The 11751-nt window shown below is 65.2% G+C and carries 10 protein-coding genes; 1 reads left to right on the forward strand and 9 read right to left on the reverse strand.

Going from position 1 to position 11751, the window contains the following annotated elements; genetic code table 11:
• Window positions 1-74: 74 nt before the first annotated feature.
• The 9 genes from guaA to groES all read right to left on the reverse strand — a co-directional run bounded on the left by guaA (window position 75) and on the right by groES (window position 10404).
• Complete coding sequence (gene guaA / locus LJ760_RS01615) at window positions 75-1664, reverse strand: glutamine-hydrolyzing GMP synthase (protein WP_227918603.1); 1590 nt, start codon at window positions 1662-1664, stop codon at window positions 75-77.
• An 83-nt stretch (window positions 1665-1747) separates the two neighbouring features.
• On the reverse strand, window positions 1748-2164 hold the full coding sequence (locus LJ760_RS01620) for a DUF3817 domain-containing protein (protein WP_227918609.1): 417 nt from the start codon (window positions 2162-2164) through the stop codon (window positions 1748-1750).
• Window positions 2161-2979, reverse strand: a complete 819-nt coding sequence (locus tag LJ760_RS01625; RefSeq protein ID WP_227918612.1) for an SURF1 family protein — start codon at window positions 2977-2979, stop codon at window positions 2161-2163. The genes LJ760_RS01620 and LJ760_RS01625 overlap by 4 nt, the downstream gene beginning before the upstream one ends.
• Before the next feature lie 55 nt (window positions 2980-3034).
• Window positions 3035-3541 carry a PTS sugar transporter subunit IIA gene (locus LJ760_RS01630; RefSeq protein ID WP_227918623.1) on the reverse strand — a complete coding sequence of 169 codons (507 nt, stop codon included), beginning with the start codon at window positions 3539-3541 and terminating at the stop codon, window positions 3035-3037.
• Between the two features lie 73 nt (window positions 3542-3614).
• Window positions 3615-5339: a glycerol-3-phosphate dehydrogenase/oxidase gene (locus LJ760_RS01635; protein ID WP_227918614.1), complete on the reverse strand. Its 1725-nt coding sequence runs from the start codon at window positions 5337-5339 to the stop codon at window positions 3615-3617.
• 64 nt (window positions 5340-5403) lie between these two features.
• Complete coding sequence (locus tag LJ760_RS01640; protein WP_227918616.1) at window positions 5404-6543, reverse strand: GuaB3 family IMP dehydrogenase-related protein; 1140 nt, start codon at window positions 6541-6543, stop codon at window positions 5404-5406.
• Between the two features lie 140 nt (window positions 6544-6683).
• Entirely contained in the window at window positions 6684-8201 is a 1518-nt protein-coding gene (guaB, locus tag LJ760_RS01645; RefSeq protein ID WP_227918618.1) for an IMP dehydrogenase, read from the reverse strand.
• A 213-nt stretch (window positions 8202-8414) separates the two neighbouring features.
• Window positions 8415-10025 (reverse strand): chaperonin GroEL, encoded by a 1611-nt coding sequence (gene groL / locus LJ760_RS01650; RefSeq protein WP_227918619.1) that lies wholly within the window; start codon window positions 10023-10025, stop codon window positions 8415-8417.
• A gap of 82 nt (window positions 10026-10107) precedes the next feature.
• Window positions 10108-10404, reverse strand: coding sequence for a co-chaperone GroES (gene groES, locus LJ760_RS01655; RefSeq protein ID WP_146361179.1), 297 nt, complete (start codon window positions 10402-10404; stop codon window positions 10108-10110).
• A 333-nt stretch (window positions 10405-10737) separates the two neighbouring features.
• On the opposite strand from groES, the gene LJ760_RS01660 reads away from it, so the two are divergent.
• Window positions 10738-11679: a siderophore ABC transporter substrate-binding protein gene (locus tag LJ760_RS01660; RefSeq protein WP_227918620.1), complete on the forward strand. Its 942-nt coding sequence runs from the start codon at window positions 10738-10740 to the stop codon at window positions 11677-11679.
• The last annotated feature ends 72 nt before the right edge of the window (window positions 11680-11751 follow it).

Raw genomic sequence — 11751 nt, forward strand, 5'->3', positions numbered from 1 at the left:
GGGTTTCCCGAACATAGCAACGCGGGGGACAAAACCGAGGACGGCCGAAACGGCCGTCCTCGGTGCCCTTTACGCTATTCCCACTCGATTGTTCCCGGCGGCTTGCTGGTTACGTCCAGCACCACGCGGTTGATTCCGTCCACTTCGTTGGTGATGCGGTTGGAAATACGGGCCAGCAGATCGTACGGAAGCCGCGACCAATCAGCGGTCATCGCGTCTTCGCTGGAGACCGGACGAAGCACGATGGGGTGCCCGTAGGTCCGGCCGTCGCCCTGGACGCCGACGCTGCGGACATCAGCCAGGAGCACTACCGGCATCTGCCACACTTCGTCGTCGAGCCCTGCACTGGTCAGTTCGGCGCGGGCGATGGCGTCGGCCCGGCGCAGCAGCTCCAGCCGCTCGTGCGTGACCTCGCCGACAATGCGGATACCCAGCCCGGGGCCGGGGAAGGGCTGGCGGCCCACGATCTCGGCCGGCAGGCCGAGTTCGGCGCCGACCGCACGGACCTCGTCCTTGAAGAGCGCCCGCAGGGGCTCAACCAGTTCGAACTTCATGTCCTCCGGCAGGCCGCCCACGTTGTGGTGGCTCTTGATGTTGGCTGCGCCTTCGCCGCCGCCGGACTCGACGACGTCCGGGTACAGCGTGCCCTGCACCAGGAAGCGGATCGGCTCACCCTCTGCTTCGGCCTTGGCCATGATGGCCCGCTCGGCTTCTTCGAAGGCGCGGATGAATTCTCGGCCGATGATCTTGCGCTTGGTCTCGGGATCGGAGACCCCGGCCAGGGCGCTCAGGAAGCGTTCCTGCTCGTTGGCGACGTAGAGGTTAACGCCGGTGGCTGCCACGAAATCGCGTTCCACCTGCTCTGCTTCGCCTTCGCGGAGCAGCCCGTGGTCAACGAAGACACAGGTCAGCTGGTCCCCGACGGCGCGCTGCACCAGGGCGGCGGCTACGGCGGAGTCGACGCCGCCGGACAGGCCGCAGATGACCCGCGAGTTGCCTACCTGTGCGCGGATGCGTGCAACCTGCTCTTCGACGATGTTGCCGGTGGTCCAGCTGCGTTCGAGCTTGGCGCCCTTGAAGAGGAAGTTTTCCAGGACGGCCTGGCCGTGCGCGGAGTGCTTGACCTCGGGGTGCCACTGCACGCCGTAAAGGCCTTTTGCCTCGTTGGCGAAGGCAGCGACGGGTGCGCCTGCCGTGCTGGCCAGGACGTCGAAGCCCTCGGGGGCTTCCTGCACGCTGTCGCCGTGGCTCATCCAGGTGTTCTGCTCGTCCGGGGTGCCTTCCAGGATGGACCGGGCGCCGCCGACGGCGCGTGCGTCGGTGGAACCGTACTCCCGCAGTCCCGTCTTGGCGACCTTGCCGCCCATGGCGGCAGCCATCGCCTGGAAGCCGTAGCAGATGCCGAAGACCGGAACACCGGATTCGAACAGGTCTGCGTCAACCTTGGGGGCGCCTTCGGCGTACACGCTGGAGGGGCCGCCGGAGAGAATAATGGCAGCTGGGTTCTTGGCGAGCAGCTGCTCGGTGCTGTAGGTGTGGGGAACCACCTCGGAGTAGACATCTGCTTCGCGCACCCGGCGGGCAATCAACTGGGCGTACTGCGCTCCGTAGTCCACTACAAGGACGGGCCGCTCTTCAATGGGATCTGTCGCGGGATTAGTCACGTTTCAAGGATAGTCGGCCCGCCCCCGGCCATGCACACCGTGCCGGTTCCGCCGGCTGCGGGCAACCGGCGGAACCCTCTCCCCTAGTAGCGCTTGGCCGCTTCAGGGTGCGCTTCGAGCTCTGCCAGGACCTGTTTGTGGATTCGGCCTTCGACCACAAAGGAGAGGAACGGCACAACGCCGCCGAGCGCAATCAGGATGAACTTGGAGAACGGCCAGCGCATCAGCTGCCACAGCCGGAAGTCGGAGAGCAGGTACACCACGTACATCCAGCCGTGCAGGATGAGCACGCCGATGGAGAGGTTGACGCTGCCGACGATGATCTCCGTGTCAAAGCCGTACTTCGCGATCATCTCCACGACGAGGGCGAGCAGCAGCACGCCGGTCACGTAGGAAAAGACCTTGTAGAACTTCAGGGCCGAACGAATCTGGGCATGGGTACCGCCGAACCGGCGCTTCTTTTTCCTCGGTGCCTTGGCGGTGCTTGCGGATTCGCTCACTTGGTTACCTCACTGCTGGGATGATCGTTGTCGGGTTCGGTTGCGTCGGTGGAGTCGTCGTCGTACTCGTCCTCATAGTCGTCGTCCTCGAGGCTGCGGTTGTGCTCGTCGGCGACCAGGCGCCACCACAGGAAGACGGAGAAGCCTGCGAAGACGATCCACTCAAGGGCGTAGAAAATGTTGAGCCAGTTGACCGGGGTTTCCTCCGGCTGGGCACTCACCACCACGGTTTCCATGCCGCCGGCGTCCACAGCGGCGCCGTCGACGGTGATTTCCGAAGCCGTGACGAACGCCGAGTAGGCGGGCGCGTCCCAGAGGTTGATCAGTTCGGCGGTGGAAAGCGCGGTAACCCGGCCGTCCTCGGGCGTCGCGGGCAGCGGGGCCTCGGAAGGCAGCAGGCGCCCGACGACGACGGCCTCGCCGGCCGGCGGCTCCGTGACGTCTTCCGGTTCGGAGACCCAGCCGCGGACCACCGGAATGAATTCGCCCGAGGGTGCGCCGTCGACGTTGAAGGCGGTAACCGCCCAGTAGCCCATCTCGCCGTCCTGGAGCCGCTCCTGAACGAGGACGGATTTCTCCGGGTCGAAGGACCCGGTGAAGGAAACCATCTGGTCCGCTTCGGTTTCATACATCGGCTTACCCGGGGTGAAGGCCTCGGTCAGCGGCCGGACGTCCTCGGTGGCGCGGGGCTCGCCGGACTCCTCCGATTCGGCACTGGAAAACTGCCATTGGCTCAACAGCACAAAGACCGTTGAGATGACCAGGGCAAAGAGCAGGCCGGCGATCCAACGCGGCTGCAGGGCAGTTTTGAGCACTCGTTAACGGTACTTCGTCAAGCTGTAGAAAACCCAATGCCGGTATGCGGCCGCTTCAGTGGTCAAAAAAGACCAGGGATGAATTGATCAGCTCGGCGATCACCTCTGCGTCATTGGCCCGGCGCAGGGAATCCCGGAAGGACGGCCGGAACAGGGACCGGGCCAGCGTGGCAAGGACTTCCAGGTGCTGGGAGAAGGAGGCCGCCGGCGTGGCAATGAGCAGGATCACGGTCGCCGGTCCGTCGGCTGCTCCGAAATCCACGCTGTGGCCGTAGCGGGTGATGCCCACTGCGATCGAGGTTTCGTGCACGTATTCGCTGCGGGCATGCGGGAGACCGATCCCGCCCGGCAGGCCGGTGGCCATTTGGTGCTCCCTGGCGTGAACCTGTTCGAGGAAACCCTCCAGGTTGCTGATCCGGCCGGCGCGGTACAACCGTTCGGCCAGCTGGGCGGCGGCGTCGTACCTGTCTGCCGCCTCCATGCCGAGGATCACTATCCCGGGTTCGGTCAGGACCGCCCCGGCTTCGTTCAGGGTGAGCTCTTCGGCCGGGGCCGGTTCCATGGGGTGTTCAGTGTTCGGGGACAGGTGTTCGTTCAAGGGGCTTTCTGCATTTCCGTTAGTCCGTGGTGCCGCACTAGATGCGCGGTGCTATGTCCTCGGCCGCCAGGCGGGCGGTGTCGGCGCTCTTGTCATCCGGCTGTTCCTGGCTGCGGCGTTCCGCGTCGACGCGTGCAAGGTAGTGGGCGACTTCGCTCTCCACGCGGTCAAGGTCCCAGCCCAGCAGCGGCGCCATCAGTTCGGCCACCACCGGTGCGGCCGAGACGCCCCGGTCAAAGGTTTCGATGGAGATCCGGGTCCGCCGGGCGAGGACGTCCTCGATATGCCGGGCACCTTCGTGCGTGGTGGCATACACGGCTTCCGCGCGCAGGTAGTCGTCGGCGCCGGGCAGCGGTTCCGCGAGCGTCGGGTCCGCCTTGATGAGCTCGAGCAGGTCGTCGCTCATGGAGCCGTAGCGGTTGAGCAGATGCTCTACCCGCACCACGTGCACCCCGTACTCGTCGGCGGTGCGGTGCCTGCGGTTCCATGCTGCTTTGTAGCCCACCGCGCCCAGAAGGGGGATGGTCTGCGTGCAGCTCTCGGGAACCTTTTCATCCAGTGCCCGGGCTGCCTCATCCACGGCGTCCTTGGCCATGACCCGGTAGGTGGTCCATTTACCGCCGGCAACCACCACGAGTCCCGGTACCGGGTGGGCCACCACGTGTTCACGCGAGAGTTTGGCAGTGGAGTCGTTTTCCCCGGCCAGCAGCGGCCGCAGTCCCGCATAGACCCCTTCCACGTCCTCCCGTGTCAGCGGCGTCTTCAGCACCAGGTTCACATGCTCGAGGATGTAGTCGATGTCCGCCGAGGTGGCCGCCGGGTGGGCCTTGTCCAGGTTCCAGTCCGTGTCGGTGGTGCCGATGATCCAGTGCCGCCCCCACGGGATCACGAAGAGCACGGATTTTTCCGTCCGCAGGATCATGCCGACCGTGGACTGGATCCGGTCCTTGGGAACCACCAGGTGGACGCCCTTGGACGCGCGGACCTTCAGCTGCCCGCGGTCGGTCACCATGGCCTGGGTTTCATCCGTCCAGACGCCGGTGGCATTGACCACCTGGCTTGCCGCGATGTCGAACTCGCTGCCGGTTTCCTGGTCGCGGACGCGGGCCCCGACCACGCGTTCGCCCTCGCGCAGGAAGTCGACGACGGCGAGCCGGTTGACCACTGCGGCACCGTAATGCGCGGCTGTGCGGACCATGTTGGCCACGTACCGGGCGTCGTCCACCTGGCCGTCGTAGTAGCGGATGGCACCCACCATGGCGTCATCCTTCAGGCTCGGCGCCATCCGCAGTGTCTGGCTCCGGGTCAGGTGCTTCTGCATGGGCACCCCGCGGGAGTTCCCGGAGGTCATGCCCATGGTGTCGTACAGGAAGATGCCGGCGCCCACGTACGGCCGCTCGATGAACCGCTTGGTCAGCGGGTACAGGAACGCCACGGGCTTCACCAGGTGCGGGGCGATCCGCTGCAGCAGCAGCCCCCGTTCCTTCAACGCCTCCTGGACCAACGCGAAATCGAGCATCTCCAGGTAGCGCAGGCCGCCGTGGATGAGCTTGGAGGACCGCGACGACGTTCCCGACGCCCAGTCCCGGGCCTCCACCATGCCTACCTTCAGCCCGCGCGTCACCGCGTCCAGCGCGGCGCCGGCGCCCACCACGCCGCCGCCGACGATCAGGATGTCCAGCTCATTGCCCGGCGCGGTGGTTGCCCGGAGCTTGTCCATGGCATCTGTCCGGTACTCGGGGCTCAGGGCGTCTGCAGTCATGGTCCAGGTTCCTCTCTAGGGTCCTGCCGTAGCTGCGTCCACTCTATGGGCTGGGCGCCGGTATTTACAGGCTGTACTGGTAGGGCGACACCAGCACTTCGATGCGCTGGAACGCTTTCAGGTCCGAGTAGCCGGTGGTGGCCATTGCCCGGCGCAGCGCACCCATGAGGTTGGAGGTGCCGTTGGTGTGGTGGGACGGCCCCCAAAGGACCTCTTTCAACGGTCCCACCGTGTCCAGCCGGACCCTGTCGCCGCGCGGAAGCTCGCTGTGGTGTGCTTCCTGCCCCCAGTGCCAGCCCTGGCCCGGTGCCTCTTCGGCTCGGGCCAGCGCGGAACCTAGCATCACGGCGTCGGCGCCCATTGCGAAGGCCTTGATGATGTCGCCGCTGGTGCCCATGCCGCCGTCGGCGATCACGTGCACGTACCGTCCGCCGGACTCGTCCATGTAGTCCCGGCGGGCCTCGGCGATGTCGGAGATGGCCGTGGCCATGGGCGCGTGGATGCCCAGCGCACGCCGGGTGGTAGTGGTCGCGCCGCCGCCGAACCCGACGAGGACGCCGGCCGCGCCGGTACGCATCAGGTGCAGGGCCGGGGTGTAGCCGGCGGCTCCGCCGACGATCACCGGAACATCAAGTTCGTAGATGAACTGCTTCAGGTTCAGTGGTTCCACGGTCTTGGACACGTGCTCGGCCGAAACGGTGGTGCCGCGGATAACGAAGACGTCGACGCCGGCGGCGAGGACGGTCTTGTAGAACTCCTGGGTGCGCTGCGGGGTGAGCGAGCCGGCAACGGTCACGCCGGCGTCGCGCATTTCGGCCAGGCGGGAGCTGATCAGGTCGGCCTGGATCGGTGCGTTGTAGATTTCCTGCAGGCGGCGGGTGGCGGCGGGGTTGAAGTTGTCGCTGCTGAGGGCGGCGATTTCGTCCAGCAGCGGTTCCGGATTCTCGTACCGGGTCCACAGGCCCTCGAGGTTCAGCACGCCGAGTCCGCCGAGCCTGCCGAGGGCAATGGCTGAAGCCGGAGACATCACCGAGTCCATCGGGGCGCCGATGACCGGCATCTCGAACTGGTAGGCATCGATCTGCCAGTTGATCGACACATCCTGGGGGTCGCGGGTGCGCCGCGAGGGCACAATCGCCACGTCATCCAGGGAGTAGGCTCTGCGCCCATGCTTGCCACGGCCAATTTCTATCTCGTTACTCACGTTCCCTAGGTTATCCCAGTGCGCGGCGTCGGCCCGAAAGCTCCCGGGTATCGGGCCGTTGTAAGCACGGACCGGGCCCTTAAACCCCAAGGGCAGCCCCTGCGCAGTACGCAGGGGCTGCCCTTGGCAGGTAAGACGGGTTAGCGGCGTCCGTAGTTCGGTGCCTCGGCCGTCATCATGATGTCGTGCGGGTGGGATTCCTTCAGCCCGGCCGGGGTGATCCGGACAAACTTACCCTTCGCCTTCAGCTCTTCAATGGTGCGTGCACCCGTGTAGAACATGGTCTGGCGCAGGCCGCCGACCAGCTGGTGCGCCACGGCGGAAAGCGGTCCGCGGTAGGGCACCTGGCCTTCAATGCCTTCCGGAATCAGCTTCTCGTCGCTGGGGACGTCGGCCTGGAAGTACCGGTCCTTGGAGTAGGAGGTGTTCTTGCCCCGGGACTGCATGGCCCCGAGCGATCCCATGCCGCGGTAGGACTTGAACTGCTTGCCGTTGACGAAGACCAGGTCGCCCGGGCTTTCCGCGGAGCCGGCCAGCAGGCCGCCAAGCATTACGGTGTCGGCGCCGGCCACGATGGCCTTGCCGATGTCGCCCGAGTACTGCAGGCCGCCGTCGGCGATCAGCGGGACGCCCGCCGGGATGGCTGCCTTGGAAGCTTCGTAGATGGCGGTGATCTGCGGGACGCCCACTCCGGCAACTACGCGGGTGGTGCAGATGGAACCCGGCCCCACGCCTACCTTGACGGCGTCGGCACCGGCGTCGATCAGGGCCTGGGCGCCTTCGCGGGTGGCTGCCTGTCCGCCGATGATGTCCACGTGCGCGGCAGCCGGGTCCTTCTTGAGGCGGGCAATCATTTCCAGCACGCCCGCACTGTGGCCGTTGGCGGTGTCCACCACGAGGATGTCGACGCCGGCCTCGACCATGGACATGGCCCGCTCGTAGCCGTCGCCGAAGAAGCCGATGGCAGCACCGACGCGCAGGCGGCCCTCGTCATCCTTGGTGGCCAGCGGGTACTGCTCGGCCTTGTCGAAGTCCTTGACGGTGATCAATCCCTGCAGCTTACCGGCGTCGTCCACCAGCGGCAGTTTCTCGATCCGGTTCTTGCCCAGCAGCTCCATGGTTTCTGCGGCGCTGATGCCCACCCGGCCGGTGATGAGCGGCATGCGGGTCATGACCTCTTCGACCTTGCGGCTTGGGTAGTCGGCACGCGGAATGAAGCGGGTGTCGCGGTTGGTGACAATGCCCAGCAGGGTGTTTTCGGTATCCACCACCGGCAGGCCCGAAACACGGAAATGCGCACAGAGGTCGTCGAGTTCCTGCAGGGTGGCGTCGGGGGAAATCGTCACCGGGTTGGTGATCATGCCGGATTCGCTGCGCTTGACCCGGTCAACATGCTCCGCCTGGTCGGCAATGGAGAGGTTCCGGTGGATCACGCCGAGGCCGCCCTGCCGGGCCATGGCGATGGCCATGCGGGATTCGGTGACCGTGTCCATCGCGGCGGAAAGCAGCGGGGTCTGCACGGTGATGCGCTTGGACAGCCGGGAACTGGTGTCGGCTTCAGAGGGAATGACATCCGTCGGGCCGGGCAGCAGGAGGACGTCGTCGTAGGTCAGGCCGACGAAGCCGAACGGATCGTGTTCTGGGTACTGCTGACTCAAAGCTGCGCCTCTTTCGGGGATGAGAGGAAGGAAAAGGCCCGATTTAGCCTGTACCTATCGTAAAGCGAAAGCGGGCCCGCCCCTATTCCTCCCCGAAGGTATCTGCCGCCTGTGAGGGAGGCCACGGCAGAAAGCAAAGGCCCCGCCCCGGAAACGGGTTCCGGAGGCGGGGCCGAGGCCGATTTCCGCACGTGAGGCGCGGATCAGGGCTGATTAGTGCTGGTGACCGTGGTCGTTGTCCTCTTCGGCCGGCTTCTCCACCACGAGGGCTTCGGTGGTGAGCACCAGCGAAGCGATCGAGGCGGCGTTGCGCAGGGCCGAGCGGGTGACCTTGACCGGGTCGATGATGCCGGCGGCAATGAGGTCTTCGTACTCGCCGGTGGCGGCGTTGAAGCCGTGGTTGACTTCCAGCTCACCAACCTTGGCAACGACGACCATACCTTCGGAACCGGCATTCTCGGCGATCCAGCGCAGCGGCTGTGCCAGTGCACGGCGGACCAGGCCGACGGCGGTGGCGGCGTCGCCCTGCAGCTTCGTCACCTCCGGATCGGTGTCCAGTGCGCGGGCAGCGTGGACCAGCGCGGAACCGCCGCCAGCCACAATGCCCTCTTCGAGTGCGGCACGGGTGGAGGAAACGGCATCTTCGATACGGTGCTTCTTTTCCTTCAGCTCCACCTCGGTGGCTGCACCAACGCGGATGACGCCGATGCCGCCGGACAGCTTGGCGAGGCGTTCCTGCAGCTTCTCCCGGTCCCAGTCCGAATCGGTGCGCTCGATCTCGGCACGGATCTGTGCCACGCGGTCGGCGACGTCGGCTTCGGAGCCGGTGCCGTCAACAATCGTGGTGTTGTCCTTGGTGACCGTGATGCGGCGGGCGGAGCCCAGCACCTCAAGGCCAACCTGGTCCAGCTTCAGGCCGAGGTCGGGGCTGACCACCTGGGCGCCGGTGAGGGTCGCGATGTCCTGCATCATTGCCTTGCGGCGGTCACCGAAGCCCGGAGCCTTGACGGCGACGACGTTCAGGGTGCCGCGGATCTTGTTGACCACCAGGGTGGACAGGGCTTCCCCGTCTACGTCTTCGGCGATGATGAACAGCGGCTTGGAGGTCTGCAGAGCCTTTTCCAGCAGCGGCAGGAACTCGGCGACGGAGGAGATCTTGCCGGAGTTGATCAGGATCAGCGCGTCTTCGAGGACGGCTTCCTGGCGCTCCGGGTCGGTCACGAAGTACGGCGAGAGGTAGCCCTTGTCGAACTGCATGCCCTCGGTGATGGCCAGCTCGGTCTGCGTCGAGGAGGACTCCTCGATCGTGATGACGCCGTCCTTGCCGACGGTGTCGAAGGCCTGGGCCAGCAGCTCGCCGATCTCGGTGCTCTGCGCGGAGATTGCCGCAACGTGGGCAACCTGGTTGCCTTCAACTTCCTTGGCGTTCTCCAGCAGGCGCTTGGCTACCGCGTCAACGGAAACCTCGATGCCGCGCTTGAGCTGCCCGGGGGCAGCACCGGCGGCAACGTTGCGCAGGCCTTCCTTGACCAGGGCCTGTGCCAGCACGGTGGCCGTGGTGGTGCCGTCGCCGGCAACATCGTTGGTCTTGGTGGCTACTTCCTTGGCCAGCTGTGCACCGAGGTTCTCGTACGGGTCGTCCAGCTCAATTTCGCGGGCAATCGTGACGCCGTCGTTGGTGATGGTGGGAGCGCCCCAGGTCTTGGCCAGGACGACGTTGCGGCCGCGCGGGCCGAGGGTCACCTTGACCGTGTTGGCGAGCTTATCGACGCCTGCTTCGAGCGAGCGACGGGCGGAGTCATTGAACTCCAACTGCTTTGCCATGTGTGTGTCCTTTCCGACAACTACATCTGCACCTACATCAGAAAACCCCGGCCAGAATCGTGGCCGGGGTTTTCCAGGGGAACTACTTTACGACGACGGCCAGCACGTCGCGGGCGGACAGCACCAGGTATTCCTGGCCGCCGTGCTTGACTTCGGTTCCGCCGTACTTGGAGTAAATGACTACGTCGCCTTCGGCAACGTCAACCGGGATGCGGTTGCCGTTGTCATCAACGCGGCCGGGTCCAACTGCAACTACTTCACCCTCCTGGGGCTTTTCCTTTGCAGTGTCCGGGATTACCAGGCCGGAAGCAGTGGTCTGCTCGGCTTCGAGGGGGCGGACAACAATACGATCCTCAAGGGGCTTAATAGAGACCGACACTCGGGCTCTCCTTTGCGTAGTTTCTAACGGAATGGGGCCGTTGGTCTGGCGCTGGCCGTCGTCGCGGTGCCGGTTCGCGCTTTCCCTTCGGGAGTTAGCACCCTCACGTTCGGAGTGCTAACTCAGACTTTATGCAACGGTTAGCACTCGGTCAAGGTGAGTGCCAGCGTGCGCCGCCTGCCCGCCCCTCTCCCCCGTACTGGCGGGCAGGTAAATGAAGAACGGGATTTGCTTAGGTTCTCCTAACCGGGATAGTTTTCATCTGCGCACCATTAGAAAACATTTCTGTGACCTAATCCCCGGATTGGCACATCGACTCTCACCGGAGCCCCCATGATCACTAAGTCCCGCCTGCTGGCCGGAACCGCCCTTGTGTCCCTCCTCGCGCTCAGCGCCTGCTCCACTGAAGCAGCAGAGGCGGACGTCGAGTCCGCACAGGCCTCAACCGTGACGGTCGAGCACGCCCAGGGAAGCACCGAAGTTCCGGTGAACCCGGAGACCGTGTACACGTTCGACCTCGGCGCCCTCGACACCATGGATGCCCTCGACATTGACGTCGACGGCGTGCCTGCCGCCAACTTCCCTCAGAGCCTCTCCCAGTACGGCGCCGAAGAGATCACCAAGATCGGCAGCATGAAGGAGCCCGACTTCGAAGCGATCAACGCCGGCGCTCCGGACCTGATCATCATTTCCGGCCGGGTTGCCGATTCTTACGAAGAATTAAGCAAGATTGCCCCCACCATCGACCTCAGCGTCGATAACGCCGATTCCTGGAACTCCTTCAAGGAAAACACCCAGACCCTCGGCACGATCTTCGAAAAGGAAGACCTGGTTGAAGAGAAACTGGGCGCCCTTGAAGGCAAGGTCGAAGACACCAAGGAACTGGCCGCCGACGCCGGCAACGGCCTGATCGTTATGACCAGCGGCGGGGAAATGACCGCCTACGGCGCAGGCTCGCGGTTCGGCATCATCCACGACGTCCTGGGCCTGGAACCGGCCGCCGAAGTCAAGGGCGAAGGTAAGCACGGCGAATCCGTTTCCTTCAATTACATTGCGGATACCAATCCGGACCACCTGTTCGTCATTGACCGCGACGTAGCCGTCGGCACCTCCGGCGAAGCCGCCTCCGCCGTGCTCGACAACGATCTGGTCAAGAGCACCAAGGCTGCCCAGAACGGAAACATCACCATGCTGGACTCCGCCAGCTGGTACCTGGTCGGATACGGCCTGAACAACGTGGACACCATGGTTAACACCGTCCACGACGCTCTCTAGCCGCCCCTCTGCGCTCCGTGGGGCGGCCCCCCCGGGGGCCGGGCCCCGGGGGAAAGGGTAACCCAAAATTAA

Source organism: Arthrobacter sp. zg-Y895, assembly GCF_020731025.1.
Lineage (GTDB): Bacteria > Actinomycetota > Actinomycetes > Actinomycetales > Micrococcaceae > Arthrobacter_B.

What these genes read in the sequence shown, in the direction of transcription:
- LJ760_RS01630 (WP_227918623.1), bottom strand. Translation starts at nt 3,541, where the DNA reads ATGGAACCGGCCCCGGCCGAAGAGCTCACCCTGAACGAAGCCGGGGCG.
- LJ760_RS01635 (WP_227918614.1), bottom strand. Translation starts at nt 5,339, where the DNA reads ATGACTGCAGACGCCCTGAGCCCCGAGTACCGGACAGATGCCATGGAC.
- groL (WP_227918619.1), bottom strand. Translation starts at nt 10,025, where the DNA reads ATGGCAAAGCAGTTGGAGTTCAATGACTCCGCCCGTCGCTCGCTCGAA.
- LJ760_RS01660 (WP_227918620.1), top strand. Translation starts at nt 10,738, where the DNA reads ATGATCACTAAGTCCCGCCTGCTGGCCGGAACCGCCCTTGTGTCCCTC.